Raw genomic sequence first — 26160 nt, forward strand, 5'->3', positions numbered from 1 at the left:
TTTACGAAAAAAACCGCCTTTGGCCTTGTTGATAATTCTCATGGAAGAACAGCCGGCCCAACGCAAAAATACATACCGCACCAACCGACAGGCTTAGCACCAGCAAAACGATTCCAATCTGATAGAAGCGGCGGAGAATCACAACGATCCTGCCGCTTCCGCTTCCGCTCGTGATGAACCCGGTCGTTACCCCGTTAACGGCGATGCGCGCCCGTTGCTTCTCTCCGTCTAGTTCAAGCTCCCACAGCGGATGGGGCGATTCACTCTCATTGATCAGCACCTGCTCATGCTGCGGATTGTGGAGCGTGAACCTGCGGCTCATCGCATCTATGCGCTGAACCGTCACCTCGGGCGGATGCGGCGGAGAGGTGAAAAAGGGAGCGCTGCCGTCCCCTTCAAAAAGGATAAATTGATCGAGCAAAATCATGTCTTTGTACGGAATGACCGAATAATTTTTCATCCGGAAAAATCCTTTTTCCCGGCGATCCCCCTTCGCCAGCACTTGAATCCGCATCCCCGCCGCCCCTTCGGGCGCGGTAAAGATCTGCTCATAATGGTTCCACTTGTTTTTGTAGCTCTCTTCGATCTCATCGACGTAGGAAGTGGCAATCACTTCATCTTGATCGTTAAAAAACACCACTTTCAAATGCCGGCCGGGAGCATTCTCCGATACAGCGTCAAAGCTTACCAGGTACTCCCCATTCGCTTCTGCGGACATCAAGCCGGATTCATAGGTATACCAGGCGCAGGAAGCGCTGGGAGAATAGCGGATTTCCAGCTGGTCCGCCACTGTTTTCAGCTCCGAGCGGCCCAGCGGGAGACGGACGCACGCTTCTTCCGCATTCGCCGGTGCATCGGACGGAGCATTGGACGGCGCATCCGCCGCAGCGGCTGCCGCTTGGACGGATGCTTGCTCCGGCGCCTGAAAATCCGCCGGCGAGCTCAGCGACGGAACCGAACTGTCGAAAACGATCGACAGCGTGTAAGTTCCTTTAGCCAAATGCAAATTCCGGATTTCATGGCGCCGGTAATCCGCCAAAACTGCGGGCAGACGAAGCAGCTTTTTGGTGAAAGTCTCCCGCAAACGGTCGGTTTCGATCACCGTATCCTCTGTCCGAAGTATACTTGACCCCGCCGCTTGTACGGTGCGTTTAATCACTTCCCCGGACGCCTGATTGGTCAAGGTTACCGTCAGCTTGCCGCGGTGGCCGGACGGCAAATTGGCCAGCAGCGCCGCTGAATAATCGCCGTCCCGCAAAATTTCCACGGTTCTGCGCAGCTCCCCGTCCTGGTAGCTGATCCCGCGGCCCATGCTCAATTTCGGGTAAGTCCGCTCGCTCTGCACGTTCCCCGATCCGGCAAAATCCTGTTCCGCCTCCAGCGCCAAAAACAGCTTGGCCCGCTTGATCGCCCGCTCCACGGGAAGCGCCAGGTCCTCCCGCTTCTCGTCAGGAACGATCGCCAGCATATTGACGGCATTAAATCCCTGAACATTGGTAACCGAAACATTCACCTCCCCTTGCGGCAGCAGTTGCTGTCCCAAGTCCACCCATTGAAACTGATTGATGCTGCCGTCTTTGGTCGGCACATCGACCGTCCCGTCCGGCAGCGCGACACGAATGCTCCCCCCCGCTTTGTTGACCAGCACCCGCGCGTAGATCCGCGCTAGCTGCTGCTTGTCCATCGTTTTATGCATGACAAAAGTGTTCGGTTTCTTATACGCCCCGAGATCGGCCAGCTCAATCGCATGAATCCGCCAATACGTATTTTGCTCCGGCCGCTGCCGGGTCAAAAGATCGATCCGCATCCGCGTGGTGCCGGGCGGCGTGATAAACTCCCCGTAAAAGCGGGCCCCGTCAAAGTCGCTTTCTGTCGTGGGAGCGACGACATAGTGGATGCCGAGCTCATTTTTATTTTCATCATAAAAACGGACCTTGAAATGCAATTGGTTTGTCCCCTTGCCCGAAGCCGTAATGGAAAATTGATAAGGGTTGTTTTCCTTCGCCTCCAGCAAACCCGATTTGGCCACCTGCCAGATGTTCTTCGGCTCTCCCTTCATAATCTCTCCGTACAGTTTGGGCAACCGCTCCGCCGAACTTGAGGAGGCCGCCTCGATTTTGAACAGGTCCGGGTTATCGGCGGTAAAAAATCGGTTCTCGCTCAGCATGCCGTTAAGATCAAGCACCGTTTTCCCTTTGACCCGGTCCATCATATAAGGTGCGACATCCAGCTTGCTGGTGGCAAAGGTAACGGCGGTACCGGCGTTCAGGTCCATGTCAAAGGGATAATTGCCGATATTTTGCGAGGCCAAATACCACAGCCAATCATTGTTGGAAACCAGCGTTTTCGACCATTTCAGATAAGCGTTCCCGTCTTCGATGGCATCGAACGGGCGCAGGTAATACTCGGCGGGAAGCTGGGACAACAGCAGATCGTCAAACGAAGCCGCCTCCAGATAATCCCCTTGGTTCACGGCCGGCAAGATCGGCAGCGAGGGGGTTAAGCCGGTAAACAGCACCGCGAAATTGGAGAAGTCAAAACCGGGTTGATGGCTGTAGCTTTCCATGCGGCTGAAACCGTAAGGCGTCACCACCTTACGCGGGACGACATACATGTAGGGCAGCGCGTTTTCCAGCCGATACAATGAGAAGTACCGGTTATTGTACGTATTGTCCAAACCTGCCTGCATTTTCAGCAGCTCTTGGTTAAACGCCTGCCGTTCTTCCTGCCCGGCGTATTCCTGATGGTAGACAAGCTGGTCGATCCCAAAAGGCGCAAACAGCTTGCCCAGCTTGCCGCTAAGCCCGTTATCCAGCAAATATTGAAGAAAATTAAAATAGTACGTAATGCTCGGCGCGTTCCCCTCATGGTGAAACAACGTGTTCTTGGGCGAAGAATACACCTGGAAGTCGCCGGTCGCTTTTTCCATAAACGTATTTCCTTGATTCCACACCGGTGTGGCCACACCGTTATAGCTCTGAATCATATTGTCGGCGATAGGGAAATAAAGCACCTTGCTCCCGAGCTGCTTGGCATCGGTCTGCTTGGGATCGGTCTGCTTAGGATTGGTCTGCTTGGCATCGGTCAGCTTGGCGGCCAGTTCGCCATACTCCGCGGGAATTTGCACCGGCATGTAGTAGCCCTTAATAAACTCTTCGCGCAGCGGATTGACATAAATCCATAAACAGCCCAGCACGGCCAGCACCGCCGCTGCTTTCACAACGCGGGAGCAGCCCGGCGGCTTCAGCCACGCCAACGCCCGGATGACGCCAAAGGACAAAAGCACGCTGAAGTTGACGGCAAGAAGCCCGACGATTTTGTTCGGGTCGCGGAACATCGTGCCGACGATCGGCGTCTTGGTCACCAGCAGGACAAACGCTTTGGCCAACAGCGGGATTTTAACCCCCGTCGCCACGAGCGCAAACGCAAACGTCAACAGCGTAAACATCAAAATGATGGAAAACCGGCGCGATGCTGTCAGCATGCTTAATGCGATCAGCGCCAAGAGCACGCCGCCGCCAACGTAGAAGGAGAGCGGCAAGCGCTCCAGCGGAAACATCGGCCACCAGTAGCTGATGAAGTACAGCACATTGACCAGGCTGCTGTTCCTGCTGAAGAGGGACAAGGTGTCGACCACGTTGATGTTGTTCTGGGACACCTGGGCATCCATCAAAATGCTGCCGAAATACAGGGACAGCCAATAGAAGCTGAGCAGGCCGAAGAAGAGGCCGAAAATGACTCCTTTGAGCAGAAAGTTCCGGTACAGCTTCTTAAGTACGGACCAGCCGCTCCGGCGGTAAACCCAGCCCTGCTTGATCGCCAGTAACACCGCAAACATCCCCAAATAGATCAGACCGTAAAAAAAGTAGTGGATCGCCGCCGCACTAATGGTAAAAACGATGGCGAGCAGAAACAAGTCAACCACGTTGCGGCGGTACAGCCTGCGAACATCGTAATTTTCGATCCGCCGGCGCTGAAATTTCGGATCAAACGCGCTGAAGAACAGCATCAGCACAAGCGGGAACAAGCTGTACCCGCACAATAAATAAATGTGCTGAATGCGAAACACAACCCATGGGTTAAGCGCGTAAAACAACGCCCCCGGAAGCAGAGCCATCATGCGGATGAGCGTAAAGTCGCCGGAATCGGAATAATACACTACGGCCAGCCGTTTCGTAAACAGATACATCGACAGCGCCGACACCAGCAGCAGACAGGTGACAAACGACTTGAGCAGGACGGCGCCGCTTCCTCCAAAAACAAGAGACAATCCATAAAACGGTAAAATATACAGCAGCCTCGGCGCGTTGAGCAGGGTCGACGTAGACCAGCGCTCATTCCAGACGCCGACAATTTCCTCCATGTAGCGGTCCGAACGGCCGCCAAAAGCCAAATCGCTGAACACGATTTGCCCCCGGCCGTAAATGGGCGCCAGAAACAATAAAACAATCAATAGAATCGCTCCGGCGGCGATCAAATCGTAGCGATATATGTAAATCCACCGCTTCACTAGCGTCCTCCTCTACCCGCGGCGACTATTTGCCCCCCAACAACCGTGATTTCAACAAAGCTGCGATGCCGATAAAACTTAGGCATACATACATATACAGCATGGCGGCGGTCAATACCGGATGCTTGGCATATTTCCGCAGGTTGGCCGGGCGGTACAGCACCGGACGGAAGAAATACCAGCGCTCCAGCGCTTTGCGGAAGCCTCCCCGCTCCGAAGTCAACGTACGGTCCATCACCGAAAAATAGTAAGCTTTTTTGCTGAGCAATTCGCGCAGCAGCACTTTTTTCTCATCGTGATAGATTTTGCCGAACGTCGCGCGCCGGACAATCCCGCCCTGTTCGAGATAGCGGAGGGTGGGCTGAATCTCTTCAAACGAAATCTGCTGCGACTTGAAGCCCCCGGTACCGACATAAGCTTCCATTCTCCAGAAGCGCGCCGCCTCGATCGACCTTTTCCCCAACTCCTCCCCGGCGTTGTTGAGGACATTCCGTTCAAATACTTTGACTTTGGAAAAAAAATTGCCGGCATGCGTAAACGCCTGTTCAGGCACCACAAGCGCGCCCACCTCCGGATGAGCCTCGAAGTAATCGATCCCGCCGCGCAGCAAATGATCGTCCAAAATCATGTCGGAATCGATCACAAGCAAATAATCGGCGCCCGCCTGGCGCGCCGCTTCTACCGCCTTGACCCGGGCCACGCCGCGTTCGCCGTGCGGCAGTTCCAGCAGCGTAACGGGATAGGGAGCGGCGGACGCCTTGCTGCGGATGACCGCAACCGTATCGTCCGTGGAGCCGTCATCGGCGATAAAAATCTCCAGGCCGGGGTAGTTTTGGCGCATACAGCTGTCCAGACACGCCTCCACACTGGAGGCGTTATTATACGTCGTAAACACGATCCCCGCTTTCTTCATGATGCTGTTCTCCTTTCGTCAAGCTGTCCATCCAGCGGCCGAACACGGCTCCGGTATTGTCGAAATGAAATTGGCGCGAAAATTGATGCGCCCGCCGCCGGATCGCTTCATACTCGCCGGGGTTTTCGACGACCCTTTGCATTTGCGCCGCCAAACCGTGCACGTCTCCATGGATCGTCAAATAGCCGCATTTACCGAAATCGGTCGCGTCAATCAGTCCCGCCGTGTTGCTGACGATGCTTGGCGTACCGACCGCCGCGGCTTCCGTCACGGTCAGCCCCCAGCCCTCCCGCCGCGAAGGAAAAACAAGCGCATGGCAGCGGCTCATCAGCTCCAGCTTCTTCTCCTGCGTGACAAAGCCGTGAAAGAAAATGTCCGCCTCCAGCGCGGTTTCCTTACGGTCGTCCGGCTCCGCGCTCCGTAAGCCGTACCGTTCCAGCAGCGGCCGCAGCTGCTTTTGCACATAGGCCTTGTCGGTTTTTCCGGCGATCCACAGCACCGCGTCGGGGTACTTTTGCTTGAACTCTCCGAAGGCCTGAATCGCCAGATCGATGCCTTTATATTTGACGAACCTCCCTACGTACAGAAATGTAGGCCGCCGCTGCTTGGGCAGAAAGCGCTGCTCGGGCCAATGCTCGAATTCGATCCCTTCGGGAACGATCTGGATCCGGCCGGCCTGAAAACCCAGCTTCACCAAATCGCTGCGGGTCGAGGGGGAAACCGTCAGCGCCCGGTCCTTCCTGGCCAAGCGAAGCAGCAGCGGTTCCAGCACATAACCGACGGCGCCCGGCAGCGGGCCCAGGTTATGAAACCAGATTTCCCTCGTCAATTGGTGGATAAAAAAGATACGCTTGGACGGCGGCACCCACAACCGGGTGAAAAACTGGTGGGTATTGCATTGGTTGACCACATAATCGATGGCTTTGCGGTGACGCCAATAGTACAGCATGGCATGCACGATCACACTAAACGTGTTGCCGGCTCTCAGGTAAGTTACTCCATCCGCTTCCTCCCGCGTTTTGGCGCCGGGAAAACGCGGCGAAAAGTGAATAAACCGCAAGCGCGGATTCGCCGAGCGCTTTAGCATTTCATGCGTGAATATCTCCGCCCCGCCGCTTTTCGGAGAGAAAATATCCCGCCACGACAGCAGCAAAATGACCGTTTCCCCGGGATTACTGCGGATATTTCTCATACATAGCCCTCCCTTTGATCCGTCTAAAGCCCAGCGCGGCATCGGCGGCAAAACCGGCCGCAATCCCTCCATATACGGCAAGCTGCGCCAGCTGCAACTCTTCCGGCGTGCGGTGCCGGAGGCCGAAACTTAGCAACAGCGCCGCCGCCCCGGCCGCCAGCCACAGCATAAAACGTCTGCGTCCGGTCAGCACATGCAGATGCGCGAAAAACAGCACGGCCGCAAGCAGCCAGTACACCGCGCCTCCAAGCGGAAGATACCGCTCCGCCGCCTGATAGCCGGGACCGAACAGCAGCGGGAGTGACAACGGAAACAGCCAGGCGGAACCGGCATAAACAAACCCCGCGCAGCCCAGCATAAATCCCCCGAACAGTAAAACCTGCTTCCTCAGCGCGGCCCTGTCCCCCGCCTTCGCCCCAAGTTTGGGCACAAATGCCGTGATCACGCTAAACGCCACAAAATAAACGAGCTGGCTGTACTTGAGCGCGATTGCATATACGCCGGCATCTGCCGGCAAATAACGCTGTACGGCGAGCATATCAATCGACGTGAAAAACAATATGAACAGATTCATGAGCAGCGTGTCCATCCAATCCCGGCCCAGACTCTTCAGCGGTTTGCCGCGAAGCGAACCGTCCGCGGGGGATGCGGGTCCGGCGCTTTTTCGTTCCGTAAGCCAACCGTGCGCAAGCGCTAAAATCATGCCCGCGGCCAGCGCCAGCATCAAGCTCCAAACTTCCAGCCCCAACGGAACGCAAACGAAGATGACGGCCAGCTTGCCGCCAACCTCGAGGTAAAAATTGACGTTCAGCGCCAGCATCCGCTCGCGCCCTTGCATGCTCCCTCTGAACAGGCTGACCAGAATATGCATGGACACCACTGCGTACAACAGGATCAGCGCTCCGCCGTCCACGTTGAGCAAGCGGACAAGCAGCGGATGGGCGCCGCCCAGCGCGGCAAAAACAGCGGCAGCGGCCAACGCCGGAACAAGCGCTCCCCCCGGGAACCCGCCGCCGGCTTTGTTTTGCGAAACAAGCTTGGCCGCTAGCAGCTGGACGGATAAGCCGAGTACGGACAGCAGGGCGAACAAAGCCAGCAGCGCGTTGGCCTGCCCGTACTGATCCTCGGTCAAATACCAGCTTGCGGCCATATGGAAGAAGAAATTGAACGCATTCAGCAGCACATTAAACAACGGAAAAACGAGCGCACGCCATCTCCGCAGCATAGGGCTACCTAATCCGCCGATCAAGGCGCCAAATATCCACCAGCGAACGCATAAACCGGACGGAATCCCGCCACACCTCGATGTGCGAGCCGTCGCGGTCAATACATTCGACGGGCAGCTGCAGCACCCGCAGCTTCAGCTTCTTGGCGATGAACATCATTTCCAGATCAACGGCCAAGCCCAGCTCTTCTTTTAAATGGGGAAATATCCGCCGCACGGCGACAGCGCTCATCACCTTCAGACCGGTCTGCGAGTCGATGACTCCCGCCGGCAAAAAGGGCTTGGACACGATCCGTTTGCACTTGCTGATCCAAAACCTCAACCGCGACCGGTTCTCCGCGGAGTCGTCCTTCGTGCCGATGATGATGTCATAGTAGCCCATTTTGACGATATTGATCATCCGGGCAATGTCCTCGATAAAAAAGGAATCGTCGGCGTCCACAAACACAAAATAATCGGCTTCGATGGTGCGCATCCCTTCAAGATAGGTGCCGGCTTTACGGGTATTCCTCCCCAGTTTTCTGGCGCTTACCAGCGGAATGACGTTATCGTTATCGTTATCGTTGATCCGGCCTGCCGCCAGATTCGTCTCCCGCTCGATCCCTTCAAGCAGTTCCAGCGTCCGGTCCTCGCTGCCGTCGTCGATCAAATAAATGGAGCCCTCGATGAGATGGGCCTGAATATAGGCCTGCAGGCGTTCGCAAAAGCGGCGCACATGCCTGAAACGCTGTTCTTCATTGTAAACGGAGAGGATAAAAGCGGTATGCGGGCCTTCCGAGAGAAATTCCGGATGCAGCTGCCGCTGAATTTCCAGCAGCAGTTTGCTACGGTAATTCTCTTTCCAGTGGATCAGACTGATTCTTCCCACCCCGCGAATACGGATGAGATCATTATCGCTTAACGCGGCTCCCATATCTGTGATGAGAAGCAAAGCAACCTCCGGCAGCGATGCGCGGATGGTGTTGGAGGCGGCAATAGCCCGCTCGGGATCCGCATAATCGACAATGCAGCAAAGCACGGGCTGAAGCAGAATATCCGCGCGCGGTTCCGCAAAATATTTAACCGCATAGAACCGGTTAATTTCCGTATAGGAAATGTTTCTCTCGCGGTCCGTGAATATTACGACATCTCTATCTCTCACAATGAAAACCTCCATTACCTTTCGTTTCCATTGTGCGAAATGAATTTTAAGAAGATTTGCGTCAAAATATAAAGGAATTATGAAGTTTATTTGCGCTTTTTTAACAATTTATGAGCTTATTTGATAAAATAACTTGCGAACCCTGGCGGAAAATTGTTGAACTATCGGCGCCGTAAACGAGGACTGCCCCATCCTGGAGCCACCAGGCCGATGTTCGTATCTTGCGATGAAGAGTCATCGGGGCGATTTGGGGCAAAAGCCCCGCTTTTTTACAGGATGAAATAAATCGGTCGTAAACCTTGGGAGAATTACTTGACGCGCCGCGAGGCATCCACGAGCTGGAGCGTATCACTTAACGCAGCCCGGAGCGGTAATCAAGAAAGATTACTTGAGTTTAGGAGGGGAACAGGTAGTTTGATTGGAAAAAATCCAATAGATTACGCCCAAATCTCCCGTTTTCCGCCCTGCCGAGCCTATCTATTGGAAATATCCAATCAAACGGCTGTATTTTCCATTCAATTTCCATTATATTGGATATATCCAATGGCAATGTCATCTGTAAGAAGGACCGCTGGAACGAATTCCTCCGGCGGTCCCTTTGATGGGCAAAACAAATCTCTACTGGAAATAGAGACAATTTGTGTACTTATTTTGAGATCCCCCCCTCCTGGGGTAAAATAGCGGAAATTTTCGTCGTTATTTGGGGATTAAGCTGGAAAAAAGCGTCTGTTTGACGCCATCTATCTAAAATAGCGATCAAAAATTCCTTTATTTCTGCTGTATACCCTTTTTGGGAGGAAATAGGTCCATTTTTCACCGTTATTTCCAGGAACTTTACAAAAACGCAGGCCGTGGGTTCCCCTCCGCACCCGCAAAAAGCCCTTAAATCTCCCCGAGGGTGATTTAAGGGCTTTTATTGCGTAATATTCAACTGTCCAAGGACCCGCCGCCCGAGACCTGCTTTACTCGAGATTGGCGTGGCGTGCGAACATGTCTTCGTCGGTTTGTCCAGTCTCCTGCTTCAAGTCGATGATGATGCTGTCATAGATTAGCCAGCTTAGCTGCTCGAAGGAGGAGCCTTTGGTCTGGATCGACGCCGCTTTGCCTGCTTCCTGGTTCACCTTGGAGGTAACGCCGGGAATTTTGATGCAGGCCGAAGCCAGAGAACCGATCGTATTCGCCGGAAAAATCGTCAAGGTAGCCAGTGTTGCCCCCTGATCGAGTGCCTTTTGCGCCATTGCCTTCAGGCTGGCCGTTTCGCCGGAGCCGGAGCCGATGATCAGCAGATCGCCCGGCTGAATCGACGGTGTCGTCGGTTCCCCGACAAAATAAGCGCTAAACCCCAAATGCATCAGGCGGTTGGCGAATCCCCTGGCGGCGAAGCCGGAACGGCCCGCCCCCGCCACGAACACGCGCTTGGCCTTGGCAATCAGGTCCTTAACCGCTTCGACCTCCCCACCGTCAACCTGCTTTGCGTCCTCCGCAAGCTCTTCCAATATCGCCAGCAAATTACCGCATGGTTTCATTACCGCATCTCTCCCTACGTTTTCACTGTATTCCCCATCTTCATCAAACTTACTTACTTACAATTCAACTCACTATCCTCACAAGCATTTTCACACTCTTCGCGCCATTGCTTCTTTAATCAGCCGCGCTTCCTTGACCGGGTCGGCCGCATGGGTGATCCCCGTTCCCACGATGATGATGTCGGGTTCGAGCGCGACATATTTGTCGATTGTGCTGCTGTTGATGCCGCCAGCGACGGCGATTTTGGCCGATTTGGCATGGGCCTTCATCACCTTCAGATCATCGATCGGCCGTCTGCCGGCCGCCTGTTGATCAGCCCCCGTATGGACAGCCAGCACATGAACGCCTAAGCCTTCGAGCTCGTTGATTTTGTCCGGCAGATTGTCCACGCAAATCATGTCGACCACCAGTTGCTTGCCGAACTCGTCCGCCGCCCTCAGACAGGCTTGGATCGTCAGCGCATCGGTAACCCCAAGCGCCGTTACATATTCGGCCCCGGCATCGAAAGCCAGTTTCGATTCAAAAAAGCCGCCATCCATAATTTTTTCGTCGGATAAAATTTCTTTGTCCGGAAAACGCTCCTTAAACGTTCTGACCGCGTTCATGCCTTCGGCGATGACGAACGGGGTACCGATTTCGATAATATCTACGTAGTCCTTTACCCTTTCGGCAAATTCCAGCGCTTCCTCCAGTTTCAATTCATCCAATGCCAGCTGCAGTTTCATCTTCCTGTCTCCTCTCCAATTTTTAGAGGTTGTTCAAAAAGTCATCTTTCCATGACGAAGCAGCTCATGAAGTGGATTCGACGTCGAATCTTGAATTCAGCCGGGCCAAGCATATGCTTCCGAAACCGTTTTCTCCGAAAACGTTCAGCTCCGCTACTCAGTCCCTAGCTTCATCCAACCTAAAGCGTTTTGAAAAAACGCACTTCGGAAGCATACGCTTCGGTCCTGAAAACCCGACTTTTTGAACTACACTATTTAAATTACACTATTTCAACTCGCACTATTAGTATTTGACGGCAGGGCATTGACCCGGATAATCCAGGAGCACCTTCAATTCCTCGTCCAGGCGCACAATCGTGAGCGACGCGCCGTTCATATCCAGGGACGTGACGTAATTGCCGATAAACGTGCGGTCGATCCGGTGTCCTTGTCCCGTCAGGAGCTCTGCCACTTTGTCGTAAAGCACATACAGTTCCATCAGCGGGGTCGCGCCCAAACCGGACAGTAGGACGGCCAGGTTCTCCGACCCCTCGAAAGCAAAGTCCCGCAGGATGGCGCCGGTCATTTCTGCGGCGATTTCGTCCGCCGTCCCCAGCGGCTGCACCCGGATCCCCGGCTCGCCGTGATGGCCGATCCCGAACTCCATTTTGCCTTCCTCAATGGTGAAATTGGGAGAGCCGGCCGCCGGAATCGTGCAGGAGCCAAGTCCGACGCAGATGCTGCGCGTGTTGTCGGCGGCTTTTTGCGCAGCGGCTACAACTTCATCCAACGAGCCGCCCATCGCCGCCCGCGCGCCCCCGGCCTTCCACATGAACAGGCCGCCGGCAATGCCATGCCGCTTCTCCCGGGTTTCCGGCGGTGATGAAGCTATATCGTCCGTGGCGGTCACATACTTCACGGTAATCCCTTCGTCTTCCGCAAGCTGCACCGCCATTTTGACGTTCATGTTGTCGCCCGCGTAATTGCCGAACAGGCAGGCCACCCCTTGGCCGGAATCGGCTTCGACGATGGCGTCAAAGAACGATTGGGCCGGCGGAGAAGCGAAAACTTCGCCGATCGCGGCCGCATCGGCCAGCCCTTCGCCGACATAACCGAGAAAAGCCGGCTCATGGCCGCTGCCGCCGCCGGTGACAATGCCTACCTTGCCCTCCACCGGGGCTTGTATCCTCTTCACCACCCGGTCATTGCGGTCCGAAAGTTTAACCGTATCACCGTGGGCTTTGACATAACCTTTCAGCATATCGTCCACGATCAGATCGGGATGGTTTACAAAACGCTGCATTCTTACGCCCTCCTTAACCGGTTTTGGCCAGCCGCAGAGAAGCTTCGGCCAAGGCCTCCAGAATGATATAGCAGGAAGTCGCGCCCGCGTCCTGATGTCCGATCGCGCGGTCTCCCAGGCGGCTGCCGCGGCCGAGTTTGGCCGCCATCCCCTTCGTCGCTTCGAGCCCGTTCCGCGCGGCTTCCAGCATCCGGCCCAGACAAGCCTCCAGATCGCCGCCGGCCTCGGCTTCCTCATAAGCCCGTACTGCCGGGTCCAGCACATCGATCAGCGTTTTGTCCCCGACCGCGGCATCCGTCAACAGGGCGATCCGGTCGTAAGCCTTCCGCAGCATGTTCCCCATGACCGCCGCGTCAATGATCGGCTCGTTTTTGGATGCCATAGCCAGGCCGCGGAAGAAGCCGCCGTACAATGGGCCCATTGAGCCGCCGATTTTACCGACCAACACGGTGCTGATTGTAAGAAAACCTGTGCTCATATCGGTGTCAGGCTGCTTGCTAAGCTCCTCGCCGGCGATGGAGAAGCCTTTGCTCATGTTGATGCCATGGTCGCCGTCTCCCACTGCGGCATCGACCCGGCTCAAATAATCCCGGTTGGCGCAGACCGCTTCAATGACCGCGGATACAACGGCGAAACCCGCCCGGTTCGTAAATTTCATACTCGTTCATCCCTTCTCTTCCCAGCGCTGCACCTTGATGCGGGACAGCTCTTCGTAATGGTGCAAAATGGCCTGGTGTAAACGGGTTGTTTCCGCAATCCCGGTATAGTGCGTTATCGCCGCGCCGATACCTTGCTCCGCGATATACAGCCGCACTTCCTCGCTTTGGGCATCCCCCGCATTCCTGAACAGAAAAGCGGCGGCGATGCCCTGCAGCAAGCGGTCGTTCTTCAGCCCGTAAGCCTCGCAGCCGAGGCAGGGCCCGACCAGCCGATCATCCGGCTGCAGCTTGCGGATCGGCGAGCGGCAGACCCGACCGATCGTATCGACGATGCCCGGCGTCCGGAAACGAGCGACGGCAAAATCGACATATTCGGCCAGCTCCCGGATCGCGAACCCGTATTTGCGCTCCAGCAGCCCCGCCGACTCCATCATCGCCTCCAGGATCTGCCGCAGCAGGGCGTCATTTTGGAACACGTCCTGAATGATCTCGTAGCCGTAAATATGGCCGATGTAGCCGGCCCAGGCATGCCCGCAATTAATGATATACAGTTTCCGCTCCAGAAATTTCAGCAGATTGTCCGTATACACGGCATTTTGGATCGGGATGCTGCCGGGTTCGGCCAGCTTGTTCTGCTCGATGACCAGCTCGAAGTCTTGGCCGATGTTAATGACCTTTCTGCCTTCCCGCTCATCCTCAAGCACGAGCCGGTCAACGGCCGTATTCGGAAAAGCGGCGGTTTCCGCCAATTCTTCCGCTGACAGCCCGCCTTCGATGGAGAGCAGGCTGCTGCGCAAAATATCGGAGTTGAACATCGCGTTTTCACAGGCGAGTATATTCACCTTGCTTTTGCCCGCCTCCCGCCGGGCCCGCAGCCCCTTCAGGAGAACGGGCGCTATCCGCGGCAGGTTGTCGGCCCATACCGAGGTCGTAATGATATCCGCATCCGCCAACGCCGCCACGGCCTCTTGCTCCTGGGTGACCGAAGAGACGGCGCACACGTGGTCAATCGTCTTCCTTGCATAGTTCTGTTCAATCACATACAAATCGTAAGCTTTGTCCCGGTTGATCTGCGCGATGATCGCGGGATCGACATCGACAAACGTGATTTCGTATCCCGACGCATGCAGCAAATCGCCGATAAAACCTCTGCCAATGCTCCCGGCTCCAAAGTGTACCGCTTTCAAAACAAGCACCTCTTTTGTTTGGCCATGAATTTTATAATCTTAAAAAATACCCGTGATGGCGCCGATGATACTAATCGCAATAATGACAAGCATGATGACCGTAAAATTTTGATTTTTCTTGTTCAACCACCAGTACAACCCCAGCACGGCCAAAAGCGGCAGCAGACCGGGCACGATCCCGTCGAGAATCTTCTGCAGCACGAACGGCTCGTTGCCGCTGCCGAAATTGAACTGCAGCGGGGTGCTGAGCTTAACGTAGGTGGACGAGAGCGCCCCCATCATGAACAGCCCGAGCGTGCTCGCGCCCGCGATCAGCTCCTTGATCCGCCCGGAGTGCAAGAGTTCCCGGATCGAAGCCTTGCCGGCCCGGTACCCGTATACGGACAATCTCAGGCCAACCAGGATTTGAATCAGCGGCAGCAGCAGCAGGACAAACGGGCCGATGATGCTCCCGGTCGCGGACAGCGTCGCCGCAAGCGCGAAAATAATCGGCTTCAGCGTGGCCCAATCGATGGAGTCGCCGATCCCCGCAAGCGGTCCCATCAGTCCTGTCTTCATACCGGTGATCGATTTGTCGGTGATCGGTTCCCCTTTGGCCTTCTGCTCTTCCATCGCGATCACGATGCCGTTGACCGGCGAGCCGAATACCGCTTCCGTATTATAGAAGACGAGATGCCGCTTCAACGCTTCCTTCAGATCCTCAGGATCCGAGTACAGCTTCTTTAGAATCGGGATCATGGCCGTCGTAAATCCCAGCGCCTGCAACCGTTCGTAAGAAATGCCCATCTCCGCCACCATGTAATAGGTCAGCCAGTTTCGGCGCACATCTTTTTCGGTGATCAATTTGCCGGTTTCCTGGCCGGTTTCCGCTACATTTTGCGTTTCCGTCATTTTCCTCACGCCTCCATGTTCTTCTTATTGTTGTAATAAGTGATCAAGAGCACCGCGCACAGGCCGAAGATCGCCGCCCCAATAATCGGGATCCCGCTGAACTGAATCAGGAAATAGCCGATGATAAACCAGGGAAACAGCTCTTTTTTGCCGATCACGAACATCGTTAAAGCGAATCCGAGAGCGGGCAGCAGACCGCCGGCCACGCTAAAGCCGTGAACCAGCCACTGCGGAACGCTGTTCATGAAGGAATTAACGGCATCAGCGCCGTACAGGATCGCGAAAAAAGGAATCGGAAAACGGAAGAAAAAGCTCAAAGCGGTAGGATAAACAACGGAAGCCAGCATGATTTTTCGGGTGTTGCCTTCTTCGGCATAGCGGTCGGCCATATGGACGAACATGACATTGATCGTTTTGCGCAGCTGATCGACGAACACGCCCATGACACCGACCGGAACGGCAATGGCAATCGCCAGCGCCGGGGTAAGATGCGACTGAATCGCGATCGGTATGGCAATGAGTCCCGCCAGGCAATCGTCGGCCGGAAGATTGGAGCCCGCCGCCACCAGACCGATATACAAAATTTGCACGGCTGCTCCGATAATCATCGCTTGTTGTACATCGCCCATCATCAGACCGATGGGAAGCGCGGCGAACAGTGGCTGGCGAATCGCGTGGGTAATCGCGTAACCGACATCGGTTTTACAGATCCAATACCATATTCCCGCAAAAATACTTACTGCCAACATTGCCATCGTCTATACCCCCAATTTTTTCAGCGCTTTATCCAGCGGAAGTTTGGTTTCCTCCGGGGTGACCTGGAATGAAACCTCCGTGCCCCGGTCCTTCAAATAAAGCAAATTGTCCGCGTCTTCCCGGTCGATGGAAATGCCTTTGACCACGGAAGTTTTGCTGCCGGCCGCGCCGAGCCCTCCGATCTGCACCTCTTTGAAAGAGATCCCCTGCTCCGCAGTCCGGCGCACATCTTCGATATTTTTAAACAGCACGAGAATGCTGCCTTTATCATATTGGCCGGTCTTCGCCTGCTCAGTGAAAGCAGCGATGGAGAGCACTTCCACCTTGATGCCGGGCGGAGCCGCCATGACATAAATGTCGGCCATAAATTCGTCTTCGGACAACTCGTCGTTGACGACGATGATCGTTTTGGCCGTAATCGTGTTGCTCCATTTGGTCACAACTTGGCCATGAATCAGTCTGAAATCAACGCGCACCAGTTTGATTCCGTTTAACATGCCGGTCCATTCCTTTCTTTAATGATTTTGGTGATATTGCGGATGCCCTCGGCTCCGAACGCGATAATTTTGTCCTCGACTCCTTCCCATTCTCCCAAGGACCTGCGCGTTTCCGCCTCGATCAGCATCGGCAGATTGACTCCGCAAATTACGGAGTATCCATCCTTCTTGGCAAAATAAGCGCCGATATTCGACGGAGTTCCCCCGTACAGGTCGGTAAGAAAAATGGAATTCGGCGGTGCCACGGCCAGCGCGTTCCGGATCGTTTCAATCAGCGTTTTGGATTCCATGCCTTCCATTAAGGAGTAGCAGTACACATCCTCCATTTTTCCGATGATCATTTCCGCGCTTCGTTTCAGTTCTTCGCCGAAGGTCCCATGGGTGATGATGATAATCCACGGCTTGGTATTCACGGTTAGCCCCCTCCAAGTTCCTTGATGTTTCATTAACCCCGCGATTTACCGCCGGTAATATTCACGATGGTGCCTGAAATGTAGGAGGAGCGGCCGGACAACAGGTACGTTACCAGATCGGCGATTTCCTCCAGCCTCCCCGGTCTGCCCAAAGGGATGATTTTCATATAATCGGTGGATACGCTGCCGGCTTCCATTCCACGGGTATAGGCCAGCGCTTTGACATGTTCGGGATTGCCCATCGGTGTAGGTTCGTTGATCCCGGGAGCGATACCGACCACCCGGATGTTGAAGCGGCCAAGCTCTTTTGCCCACGATAAGGTAAAAGAATTCAGCGCACCCTTAGTGGCGGAATAGATGCTTTGCCCTGTCGAGCCTTCCATGCCGGCTTCAGAGCTGATATTGACCACCACGCCGTAATTTTGCTTGATCATCACTCTTGCGGCCGCCTGAGTGCAAAAGAACGCCCCTTTCACGTTGACGTTAAACATAAACTCAAAATCTTGCTCGTTGAATTCATGATTCTCGTCATCGTGGTAATAATCCACCAGCAATTTGGGCCGATTGACTCCGGCGTTGTTAACCAGGCCGTCAATCCGCGAATATTTGGCCACAACTTTGCCGATCATCTCTTCCACCTGGCGTTTATTGGTGATATCGCACTGTATAAAATCCGCGTTTCCTTGAGCGCTCCCTGAAACATCCGCGATAACGACCTGCGCACCATGTTCGTCAAGGCTTTGCACGATTTTTGCGCCGATGCCCGAACTTCCCCCCGTGACCACGATGACCTTTCCCTGCAGATTCAACCAATCGTCCTTCATAGCTGCTCCCGCCTTTCTTTTTCTACTTCCCCTCAAGACATCATGACGTCATTATGTCTTATCGTTATAATGACACTATCTCTCCTTTTTGTCAAGCGCTTTCATTGGAAAAACGGTACAAAAAAATAAACCGGCCGCATCCGTTCATTCCCGCGGTTGGCGGAAATATTCAAAGCGGCAGGTTTATCCTGTCCATCATACTTATTGGATAAGTGTGGGAAAATGTCTAATCCTTGTATCTCAGCAGCACCCGGAACCGGTTGAGATCGCCTCTGTCCCTGGACACGGAATATTCGAACGGTCTGTCTTTGTCATCATAAGTGACCGTCTCCACCAACTGGATTGCAAAGTTCGGCTCCACCTTCAAAATCGCGGCGTCCTCGGGGCTGGCGTTGATCGCGCGGAACGTCTTGTTCGCGTAATTGATTTTGAGGCCGTAATGCTCTCTTAACGTGGCAAACAAAGAAACCTCCGAGAAGTTAAACCGTTCCAAATCGGGCGCTACATCCACCGGCACATACGTCGTTACCAGTACGGATGGCTCATTTTCAATAAACCGGAGCCTTTCCAGCTTATAGTACGAGCTATGCCCCTCGCCGAAAACGCTCTTTATCGTCTCGTTGGCTTTGACCCGCTGCATGCTTAGCAGCTCGGTTCTGGCCGCCAAACCTTGCAGGCCGGCGATTTCGTTAAAGCTTCGCAATTCGGCCAAATCCCATTGATTCAGGTTCGGCTTGGCCACAAAAGTGCCTACTCCCCTCCGCTTCTCCAAGTAACCTTCGTTGACGAGCAGATCGATCGCCTGTCGGACCGTCGTTCTGCTGACGCCGTACATCGTCATCAACTGGGTTTCGGAAGGCAAACTTTCGTTCACTTTGTATTCTTCATTGTTGATTTTTTTAATCATGTCCTCTTTAAGTTGAAAATATAAAGGAATTGGACTGTTTTTTTCCAGTTCAAAAGACGCTGAATTACCCATTTTTTCCTCCTATATAATTAATGATGTCACGTTGTCCGTACCTCTATTATACAGCAGTTGTGATTTGATGTACAAACGGTTTATTTCCGATGATTTCCATAGGGGCTCTGGTAACCGTGAACCCTCCGCCCGCGCTGAAATATTAAGCCCCCGGTCAGTTGAACCCGACCGTGGGCTTGAGCTTGAAATGTATTTTTACAGCACACGATGGCGCTCTTGGTTTACCGGTACTTTAACTCGATGCCGACGACAACCTGTGGTTCGGTTCCGTTCCCTTCGCTTGCTTCTTCCGCAAACACCCGCCACTGCCGGCCGATCAGGGTACGGAGGATTTCTATCTCCTCCGGTGTCAGGCGAAGTCGCCGCAGCGACAAATTTTCCTGCGTGTAGTCACGGTCCGCCTCCTTGCCGAAGCGGAAGGCAAGCAGTCTTTTCAGTCCGTTGATATGCAAAAACTTGAATTCATAGCCGTTTCGAAGGGCCTCTTCCCAATTATCGCCGATTTCCTCCGCCGTCCGCAGCCTGTCCGCGAAATCCATCTCCGGTTCCTTGACCTTCTCCAGCAGAGGGGAAAAGTCCCCGCTCCGCAAACACGAAATGATCGCTTCCTTCGGCTCGCCGCTGGTCAACGCGTTTTCCACCAGCATCGCCACCGGAATGGAAAGCTGCACATGGCTCATGCCGGAGCACATCCTTTCACAAATATTGCCCGAACCACGCGTTCACCTGCTCGAAGCTGTCGACGCGCAGCGATGGCTTGCCGCTTTTCAGCAGCGTATGGTTGGAGCCGGGATAACGGATAAGTTTCGTCGTTTTTCCATACCGCTTCAAAGCGGTGTACAGCTCCTCGGCTTGCGAGATCGGCGTGCGGTAATCATTTTCGCCGTGCAAAATCAGCAGCGGCGTTTCGATCCGGTGCGCATGGGCCAGCGGCGATTTGGACCAGAGCAGCTCCGCGTGCTCTTGCGGATTGCCGCCGATCACGCCTTCGACGTACGAGATGCCGATGTCGCTCGTCCCGTACATGGACAGCCAATTGGAAATGCTGCGATGCGTCACGGCGGCCCGGAAGCGGTTCGTGTGGGCGACGATCCAGTTGGTCATGACGCCGCCGTAGCTGCCGCCGCCAATCCCCAGCCGCGTCTCGTCGATAAAATCGAATGCGGCCAGCGCGTAATCAACGGCCTCCAGCAAATCCCGGCAGTCTCCGCCGCCGAAATCGCCGCGGCACGCCTTGGCAAAATCCTGCCCGTATCCCATGCTTCCGCGCGGATTGACCCACAGTACGGCATACCCTAGCGCGGCCAGGGTTTGCATTTCATGGCTGAACACGCCGGTGTACATCGCGTGCGGTCCCCCGTGAATCTGCAAAATCAGCGGAACTTTCGCGCCTTGGGGCAGCCCGGCGGGCTTCAGCAGCCAGCCGTGGATGCCCGGCCCGTCCGAAGCCTTGAATGCGATCCGTTCCGGGATGCGCACCTCAAGCTCGGCCAGAAACTCATCGTTGCGCCGCGTAAGCCGCAGTTCTTCTCCTGTGCGGACGTCGACCCGGTACAGTTCGCCCGGCCGCTCGGCCGTCAACGCGGCAGTCACCATATAGCGGCCGTCCGGGGACAACGTATATTGGTAGACATCTTTTTCGCCGCCCCCCGTCACCGCCTCGCAAGCGCCCGTTCCATCGATCCGGTACACGTTAACGTTGCCGTGATCGGTGCCAAGTACGTACACGCCGAGCTGCGGATGGTGCGGATCATATAACGGGGACGGGCTGGCCCCCGCCGATTTCATATCGCCGAGCGCGGCGTTGCCGAGCTGCATGTCCAGCCCCGGGGCAAGCAGCTCCGGCGTGCCTCCCGCGGCAGGCACCGTATACAGCCGATTATGGCTGCCGCTGCCGTACACGCGGTCGCTGGCGATCAGCGTCAGCCGCCGCCCGTCCGGCGCATAGGCAAACTGGCTGATCAGCAGATCGGACGCCGTGATTTTTACCGGCTTGCCTATCGGCTGACCGCCGCTAAGCTTCACGGTGTACACATCGGCAAAATGCAGCAAATCCGCGTCCAGCAGCTCATCCTCCACCCGTTTCGAAACGAACGACAAAGCTTCGCCGTCCGGCGACCAGACCGGAGCGGAAACGTCCCAGGGACCGGAGGTCAGCTGCGTGATCCGGCCGGTTTCCAGCTCCAGCACAAACAACTGGCTGTACAATCCGTCCCACCAGCCAGAGCCTTCCGTCTTAGGAGTGGTGCGCTCAAAAACGCGGCCCCGCAAGGCGGGCTGTTCCGGGTGTGCAGACTGTGACTGGTGTCGCTCCTGCAACTGTGGCTTATCCTGTATCTGCGGCTTATCCTGGACCTGTAGCTTATCCTGAACTTGTGGCTTATCCTGCAACTGTGGTTCCACATCCGCGCCGGCCCGGCTCATCAAGGCGATATACCGCCCGTCCGGCGACCAGACAAAGGCGTTCACTCCCCGCGTAAGCGCCGTGTGCTTCACGGCCAGACGGGACTGAACCTGGTCCGGCTCCGCCGCCTCTCCCTCCGCCGGGACGGTATACAGCTGCTTACCGCCTTCGGCCGGGCGCAGAAAAGCCAGCCGCGAGCCGTCCGGCGACCACGACGGCGCGGAGTCCTTGTCTCCCCCGGTCAAGCGCCGGTCGCCGCTTCCGTCCAGAGAGACGGCGCGGATATGCGTTATATAGTCGTTTTTTTCCCGGTCCACCGTCTGATTCACGTAAGCCACCAGGCCGCGCGGGTTGACCGACGGCTGGCTGACCCACTGGTATCCGTATAAATCGTCCGGCATAATCGGCCGTTTATTCATTCCAATCGCTCCCTTACTATAGGCGTGGGAGGGAAGGGGAAAGGGAGATTGCTATTGTCTCTATTGCCGGAAATAACGGTAATTTATGTCACTATTTTGAGATTGTCCCTCTCTTACGCAAAATAGCGGTACTTTTAGGCTCTATTTGGAGAACAGGCTTGGAAAAAGCAGCTTTTCACCCTCGTTTTTCCGAAATAGCGGTAAAAAATTCCTCTATTTCAGCTAACCTCCCTTTTTGCCGATAATAAGAACCTTTTTTACCGCTATTTCCTCCGCAGTCTCCCCCCGTCTCCACAAATACGCAACCGCCTGCCCTTCTCCCTACTCCCAAATTTTATAATTACCACAGGAAGAACCACCACTAATCGAGATCTGGCTTCCTGGAAATATACGCCGTTGCACATCGGAAGCATTCGCTTCCGTGCTGAAAATCCGACTTTTTGAGCGCTCAGTTCAAACCGGATAACGGAAAATGGCAGGCCGCAAAATGCCCATCGTCATGCTCCGCCAGCGGCGGTACCTGTGTCCGGCATAGATCCTGCGCATAAGGGCAGCGCGGATGGAAAACACAGCCCGAAGGCGGATTCGCCGGACCCGGGATCTCCCCGGACAGCAAAATCCGCTCCCGGCGCTGCGTCGGATCGGGCACGGGCACCGCCGCGAGCAGCGCTTCCGTATATGGATGCCGCGGCTCGGCGAACAATTCGTCGCGCCCGGCCAGCTCGACGATTCTGCCCAGGTACATGACCGCGATGCGATCGCTGATATGCTTGACCGTCGGCAGGCCATGGGCGATAAAAATATAAGTCAATTGAAACTGCCGCTGCAGTTCTTTCAGCAGATTGAGAATCTGCGCCTGGATCGACACATCCAGCGCCGACACCGGCTCATCGCAGACGATCAGCTTCGGCTTCATCGCCAAGGCGCGGGCGATCCCGATCCGCTGACGCTGTCCGCCGCTGAATTCATGCGGATGGCGGTCGGCCAGATGCGGTCCCAGGCCGACAGTCTCCAGCAGCCGGTAAACCTCGTCCTTCAGCGCCCGGCCTTTGGCTAAACCATGCACCTGAAGCGGTTCGGCAACGATGTCGAACACCTTCATGCGCGGGTTCAGCGACGAAAAGGGATCCTGGAACACAAACTGCAAATCCCTCCGCACTTTGCGGATTTCTTCCTCCGACAGCTCATCCAAGTCCCGCCCCTGAAAGACGATCCGGCCTTCCGTCGGCGCTTGCAGCCGGGTAATCAACTGCCCGGTCGTCGACTTGCCGCAGCCCGACTCCCCGACGATCCCCAGCGTTTCGCCCGGCATTACCCGAAAGCTCACGCCGTCGACGGCTTTGACGACGCCGCTTTTCCTGGAGAACCAGCCTTTGTTCTGGGGATAATACTTCTTCAGCCCGCTCACTTCAAGGAGCGGCTGTTCGTTTTCCTCGGACCGGCGCTCCGCTCCCGCCGGCGAGTTTACGGCCGTTCCGTTCTTCGCCCCGGACAGCCCCGGCCCCGTTTCCACTGGTTCGACCGTTTCCACCGGTTCGACCGCGGCCTGCCGGCTTCCCATCCCGGACGCACCAAACGCCGTTTCCGCCGCAGGTCCGCCCGCTTCTCTGTTCGCTCCGGTCATTATGGCGCCACCTCCTCCATCCGCAGGCATCTGACTTTATGGCCCGCTTCCTTGACGCGCAGCTCGGGATATTCCTTCGCGCATGCTTCCTGCGCGTACGGGCAGCGCGGCCGAAACGGACAGCCGCCCGGCATGTGGAGCATATCCGGCACGGTGCCCGGAATCGAATCAAGCTTGTCCCTTTGCTCGTCCAACCGGGGCAGCGAGCCCAAGAGGCCGATCGTATACGGATGCCCCGGTTTGGCAAACAGGTCGAACACGTCCGCTTCCTCGACGATTTCGCCGGCGTACATCACGGCCACCCGGTCGGCCATCTCCGCCACCACGCCCAAATCGTGCGTAATCAGGATGACGCCGGTGTTCTCCTCCCGGCTCAGCTCGGCGATCAGCCGCAAAATTTGCGCCTGGATCGTCACGTCCAGCGCGGTCGTCGGCTCGTCGGCGATCAGCAGCTTCGGCCGGCAGGCGAGCGCCATGGCGATCATCACCCGCTGACGCATGCCTCCCGACAGCTGGTGCGGGAAGCTCCGCGCCGCTTTGGCCGCATCCGCGATGCCTACCCGCTCCAGCATCGCGACGCTTAAACGCGCCGCCTCCGCCTTGCTCACCTTCAAATGCTGAAGGATCGCCTCGCGGACCTGATTGCCGACCGTAAACACGGGATTCAGCGAGCTCATCGGCTCCTGGTAAATCATCGAAATTTCATTGCCACGAAGGGTGCGCAGCTCTTTTTTGGACAACTCCAGCAAGTTCCGGCCCTCGAAGCGGATTTCGCCGTCCGTCACTTTGCCCGGCGCGCCGACCAGCCCCATGATCGACAGAGACGTGACGCTTTTGCCCGACCCGGACTCCCCGACGATCGCCAAGGTTTCGCCCCTTTTCACGGTAAAGCTGACGCCGCGCACGGAAGGAACCGTCCCCTCCTCCGTCTTGAAAGAAGTTTTCAGATTGCGAACCTCCAGCAATTCCGCTGTCATAGGCTTTCGCGCCCCCTTTCCTTTAAGTATGTGTTCAAAAAATGACTTTTTGAACTACCTCTTTAGGCTTTGGTTTTCATGCGGGGGTCCAGCACATCGCGCAGCCAGTCTCCGAGAAAAATAACGCCCAGCACGGTCACCGTAATCGCCAGTCCCGGGAACGTCGCCACCCACCAGCTTGTCGCCACATATTGTCTGCCGTCGCTGAGCATCCCGCCCCAGGATACGTCCGGTGGTTTGATGCCCAGCCCCAAAAAGCTTAGCGAAGCTTCCATAATAATCGTTGTGGCCACATTCATGCCGGAGATCACGATAAACGAGGATAGGATATTCGGCAAAATATGCTTCAGAATGATCCGCCCGTTTTTCGCTCCGACCGCTTTGGCCGCTTTGACAAAATCGCGCTCCTTGATGCTCAGGACTTCCCCGCGCACCACCCTGGTATAAGACACCCAATTCGTCACGCCGATCACAAAAATAAGCGTCGTCAGGCCCGGCCCGACCACCGCCATCACCACCAGCATAAACAGAATCGTCGGAATCGCCATAAATCCGTCGGCCACCCGCATAATGACGGCGTCGATCCATTTGCCGTAAAAGCCCGAGACCAGGCCAAGCACCGCGCCGATCGCCCCCGACACCAGCACCGCGCCGATCCCGACGATCAGCGAAACCCGCGAACCGTAGACGATCCGGCTCCACATGTCCCGGCCCAGGTTGTCGGTGCCCAGCCAGTGTTCTTTTGTTCCGCCTTCCAGCCACATCGGGGGCTTCAGCCGGTTCAGCGGATCGACCGCGGCCGGGTCATGGCCGGCCAGCAGGGGCGCAAGCAGCGCCGTCAGGCACACGATCAGCACCAGCACGGCGCCGACTGTTCCGGTTTTGCTGCGGAGCAGCCGCTTCAAAAAAAACCGGAAACCGGCCCGTTTGCGCTCCGGGTCCAACCCCGCAACCTCCGGGCCTTCCTGTAAAGGACCAGGTTGCAGCGGCCCGCCCTGGCCCTGACCTTGAGCCGGTCCTCCCGGCCCCTCCGCCGACAAAGAACTTTCATTTATCGCCGCCACAGTCCTCGCCTCCCCTAGTTGTATTTGATTCGCGGATCAAGCAGCCGGTACGCCGCGTCCGTCAAAATGTTGGTGACCACCACGATAACGGCGATCACGAAAACGGAAGCCTGCACGATCGCCATATCATGCGTGTTGACGGCCACAACCAGCAGCTGGCCCAGGCCCGGCCACGCAAACACGGTTTCGGTGATCAGCGTGCCGCCGATCAGGCTCGTAAACTGCAGGCCCATAATGGTAACCACCGGGATCAGCCCGTTGCGGAAGGCGTGCTTGCCGATGACGAGCAATTCGACGATCCCTTTGCCGCGGGCGGTGCGGATATAGTCCTGATTGAGGATATCCAGCATGCTGGAACGGATCAGCCGGGTCATTTGCGCCGCCAGCCCTACGCCAAGCGTGAACGCCGGCAGCACCAGATGAGCGAATCCGCCCCGGCCGGACACCGGGAGCACGCCCAGCATGACGGAAAACAGCAAAATCAGCATGATGCCCATCCAGAAGTTCGGCATCGCCTTGCCGATCACCGACAGGCCCGAAATCACCAGATCCAGAAACGTATTGCGCTTAACGGCCGAAGCTACGCCCAGCGGCACGGCCATCAGCACCGCGAACAGCATGGCCGCGGCCGCCAGCTCAAAGCTGGCCGGCAGCCGTTCCAGCACGAGCGGCAGCGCCGGCTCGCCATAGCGGAACGAGCTGCCGAAATCTCCCTTGAGCGCGCTCCCCAGAAATTTCACGTATTGCGTATATAAAGGCTGGTCCAGCCCCAGCGCCTGCGCCAGCACCGCGCGGTCCTCCTCGGTGGCCGTTTCCGGGAGCATAAGCGCGACGGGGTCGCCGGTCACCCTGACCAGAATAAAAACGATCAGGGAGACGATCAGCAGGACGGGAATCACCTGCAGCAGCGATTTGACGATATATTTTCCCATGCGGTATTCACCTCCATCA

At 56.0% G+C, this 26160-nt stretch carries 22 protein-coding genes; all 22 read right to left on the reverse strand.

The window, feature by feature from the left end:
* Position 1: 1 nt before the first annotated feature.
* Positions 2–4510, reverse strand: a complete 4509-nt coding sequence (locus DYE26_RS16190) for a hypothetical protein (protein ID WP_051985673.1) — start codon at positions 4508–4510, stop codon at positions 2–4.
* A gap of 25 nt (positions 4511–4535) precedes the next feature.
* Positions 4536–5423 carry a glycosyltransferase family A protein gene (locus DYE26_RS16195; protein ID WP_036625467.1) on the reverse strand — a complete coding sequence of 296 codons (888 nt, stop codon included), beginning with the start codon at positions 5421–5423 and terminating at the stop codon, positions 4536–4538.
* Entirely contained in the window at positions 5389–6615 is a 1227-nt protein-coding gene (locus DYE26_RS16200; RefSeq protein ID WP_036625469.1) for a glycosyltransferase family 4 protein, read from the reverse strand. Before DYE26_RS16200 ends, DYE26_RS16195 begins: the two co-directional genes overlap by 35 nt.
* Positions 6596–7840: an MATE family efflux transporter gene (locus tag DYE26_RS16205; protein ID WP_036625471.1), complete on the reverse strand. Its 1245-nt coding sequence runs from the start codon at positions 7838–7840 to the stop codon at positions 6596–6598. The genes DYE26_RS16200 and DYE26_RS16205 overlap by 20 nt, the downstream gene beginning before the upstream one ends.
* Before the next feature lie 4 nt (positions 7841–7844).
* Positions 7845–8981 carry a glycosyltransferase family 2 protein gene (locus DYE26_RS16210; protein ID WP_240534177.1) on the reverse strand — a complete coding sequence of 379 codons (1137 nt, stop codon included), beginning with the start codon at positions 8979–8981 and terminating at the stop codon, positions 7845–7847.
* A gap of 962 nt (positions 8982–9943) precedes the next feature.
* A complete protein-coding gene (hxlB, locus tag DYE26_RS16220) occupies positions 9944–10507 on the reverse strand; it encodes a 6-phospho-3-hexuloisomerase (protein ID WP_036625479.1) in 564 nt (187 codons plus the stop codon).
* Positions 10508–10597: 90 nt separating this feature from the next.
* Positions 10598–11233: a 3-hexulose-6-phosphate synthase gene (gene hxlA / locus DYE26_RS16225; protein ID WP_036625480.1), complete on the reverse strand. Its 636-nt coding sequence runs from the start codon at positions 11231–11233 to the stop codon at positions 10598–10600.
* 283 nt (positions 11234–11516) lie between these two features.
* Positions 11517–12515 (reverse strand): dihydroxyacetone kinase subunit DhaK, encoded by a 999-nt coding sequence (locus tag DYE26_RS16230; RefSeq protein ID WP_036625482.1) that lies wholly within the window; start codon positions 12513–12515, stop codon positions 11517–11519.
* Between the two features lie 13 nt (positions 12516–12528).
* Positions 12529–13173 (reverse strand): dihydroxyacetone kinase subunit DhaL, encoded by a 645-nt coding sequence (dhaL, locus tag DYE26_RS16235; RefSeq protein ID WP_036625484.1) that lies wholly within the window; start codon positions 13171–13173, stop codon positions 12529–12531.
* 6 nt (positions 13174–13179) lie between these two features.
* Positions 13180–14361, reverse strand: coding sequence for a mannitol dehydrogenase family protein (locus tag DYE26_RS16240; RefSeq protein ID WP_036625487.1), 1182 nt, complete (start codon positions 14359–14361; stop codon positions 13180–13182).
* 39 nt (positions 14362–14400) lie between these two features.
* The gene (locus DYE26_RS16245; RefSeq protein ID WP_036625490.1) at positions 14401–15252 is read right to left on the reverse strand and encodes a PTS system mannose/fructose/sorbose family transporter subunit IID; all 852 of its coding nucleotides are present in this window, start codon (positions 15250–15252) and stop codon (positions 14401–14403) included.
* Positions 15253–15257: 5 nt separating this feature from the next.
* On the reverse strand, positions 15258–16007 hold the full coding sequence (locus DYE26_RS16250) for a PTS mannose/fructose/sorbose/N-acetylgalactosamine transporter subunit IIC (protein WP_196427494.1): 750 nt from the start codon (positions 16005–16007) through the stop codon (positions 15258–15260).
* A 3-nt stretch (positions 16008–16010) separates the two neighbouring features.
* A complete protein-coding gene (locus tag DYE26_RS16255; RefSeq protein WP_036625492.1) occupies positions 16011–16505 on the reverse strand; it encodes a PTS sugar transporter subunit IIB in 495 nt (164 codons plus the stop codon).
* The gene (locus DYE26_RS16260) at positions 16499–16918 is read right to left on the reverse strand and encodes a PTS sugar transporter subunit IIA (protein ID WP_036625494.1); all 420 of its coding nucleotides are present in this window, start codon (positions 16916–16918) and stop codon (positions 16499–16501) included. Before DYE26_RS16260 ends, DYE26_RS16255 begins: the two co-directional genes overlap by 7 nt.
* A gap of 32 nt (positions 16919–16950) precedes the next feature.
* Positions 16951–17742, reverse strand: a complete 792-nt coding sequence (locus DYE26_RS16265; RefSeq protein ID WP_036625495.1) for an SDR family oxidoreductase — start codon at positions 17740–17742, stop codon at positions 16951–16953.
* 226 nt (positions 17743–17968) lie between these two features.
* Positions 17969–18721: a GntR family transcriptional regulator gene (locus DYE26_RS16270; RefSeq protein ID WP_036625497.1), complete on the reverse strand. Its 753-nt coding sequence runs from the start codon at positions 18719–18721 to the stop codon at positions 17969–17971.
* Positions 18722–18942: 221 nt separating this feature from the next.
* Positions 18943–19401: a hypothetical protein gene (locus DYE26_RS16275; protein ID WP_036625499.1), complete on the reverse strand. Its 459-nt coding sequence runs from the start codon at positions 19399–19401 to the stop codon at positions 18943–18945.
* Positions 19402–19417: 16 nt separating this feature from the next.
* Entirely contained in the window at positions 19418–21544 is a 2127-nt protein-coding gene (locus tag DYE26_RS16280; RefSeq protein ID WP_036625501.1) for a S9 family peptidase, read from the reverse strand.
* Positions 21545–21992: 448 nt separating this feature from the next.
* Positions 21993–23168, reverse strand: coding sequence for an ABC transporter ATP-binding protein (locus tag DYE26_RS16285; RefSeq protein ID WP_230877065.1), 1176 nt, complete (start codon positions 23166–23168; stop codon positions 21993–21995).
* The gene (locus DYE26_RS16290; protein ID WP_036625503.1) at positions 23168–24145 is read right to left on the reverse strand and encodes an ABC transporter ATP-binding protein; all 978 of its coding nucleotides are present in this window, start codon (positions 24143–24145) and stop codon (positions 23168–23170) included. Before DYE26_RS16290 ends, DYE26_RS16285 begins: the two co-directional genes overlap by 1 nt.
* A gap of 62 nt (positions 24146–24207) precedes the next feature.
* Positions 24208–25089, reverse strand: a complete 882-nt coding sequence (locus DYE26_RS16295) for an ABC transporter permease (RefSeq protein ID WP_051985914.1) — start codon at positions 25087–25089, stop codon at positions 24208–24210.
* Positions 25090–25223: 134 nt separating this feature from the next.
* Complete coding sequence (locus DYE26_RS16300; protein ID WP_036625504.1) at positions 25224–26141, reverse strand: ABC transporter permease; 918 nt, start codon at positions 26139–26141, stop codon at positions 25224–25226.
* Positions 26142–26160 lie beyond the last annotated feature (19 nt).

It is taken from the genome of Paenibacillus macerans, from assembly GCF_900454495.1.
Classification (GTDB): domain Bacteria; phylum Bacillota; class Bacilli; order Paenibacillales; family Paenibacillaceae; genus Fontibacillus; species Fontibacillus macerans.

Excerpts from the sequence above, each read along its gene's own strand:
- DYE26_RS16300 (WP_036625504.1), bottom strand. The coding sequence starts at position 26,141 with ATGGGAAAATATATCGTCAAATCGCTGCTGCAGGTGATTCCCGTCCTG.
- DYE26_RS16280 (WP_036625501.1), bottom strand. The coding sequence starts at position 21,544 with ATGAATAAACGGCCGATTATGCCGGACGATTTATACGGATACCAGTGG.
- dhaL (WP_036625484.1), bottom strand. The coding sequence starts at position 13,173 with ATGAAATTTACGAACCGGGCGGGTTTCGCCGTTGTATCCGCGGTCATT.
- DYE26_RS16255 (WP_036625492.1), bottom strand. The coding sequence starts at position 16,505 with ATGTTAAACGGAATCAAACTGGTGCGCGTTGATTTCAGACTGATTCAT.
- DYE26_RS16205 (WP_036625471.1), bottom strand. The coding sequence starts at position 7,840 with ATGCTGCGGAGATGGCGTGCGCTCGTTTTTCCGTTGTTTAATGTGCTG.
- DYE26_RS16250 (WP_196427494.1), bottom strand. The coding sequence starts at position 16,007 with ATGGCAATGTTGGCAGTAAGTATTTTTGCGGGAATATGGTATTGGATC.
- hxlB (WP_036625479.1), bottom strand. The coding sequence starts at position 10,507 with ATGAAACCATGCGGTAATTTGCTGGCGATATTGGAAGAGCTTGCGGAG.
- hxlA (WP_036625480.1), bottom strand. The coding sequence starts at position 11,233 with ATGAAACTGCAGCTGGCATTGGATGAATTGAAACTGGAGGAAGCGCTG.
- DYE26_RS16245 (WP_036625490.1), bottom strand. The coding sequence starts at position 15,252 with ATGACGGAAACGCAAAATGTAGCGGAAACCGGCCAGGAAACCGGCAAA.
- DYE26_RS16270 (WP_036625497.1), bottom strand. The coding sequence starts at position 18,721 with ATGGGTAATTCAGCGTCTTTTGAACTGGAAAAAAACAGTCCAATTCCT.
- DYE26_RS16230 (WP_036625482.1), bottom strand. The coding sequence starts at position 12,515 with ATGCAGCGTTTTGTAAACCATCCCGATCTGATCGTGGACGATATGCTG.
- DYE26_RS16265 (WP_036625495.1), bottom strand. The coding sequence starts at position 17,742 with ATGAAGGACGATTGGTTGAATCTGCAGGGAAAGGTCATCGTGGTCACG.
- DYE26_RS16195 (WP_036625467.1), bottom strand. The coding sequence starts at position 5,423 with ATGAAGAAAGCGGGGATCGTGTTTACGACGTATAATAACGCCTCCAGT.
- DYE26_RS16290 (WP_036625503.1), bottom strand. The coding sequence starts at position 24,145 with ATGACAGCGGAATTGCTGGAGGTTCGCAATCTGAAAACTTCTTTCAAG.
- DYE26_RS16200 (WP_036625469.1), bottom strand. The coding sequence starts at position 6,615 with ATGAGAAATATCCGCAGTAATCCCGGGGAAACGGTCATTTTGCTGCTG.
- DYE26_RS16285 (WP_230877065.1), bottom strand. The coding sequence starts at position 23,168 with ATGACCGGAGCGAACAGAGAAGCGGGCGGACCTGCGGCGGAAACGGCG.
- DYE26_RS16275 (WP_036625499.1), bottom strand. The coding sequence starts at position 19,401 with ATGAGCCATGTGCAGCTTTCCATTCCGGTGGCGATGCTGGTGGAAAAC.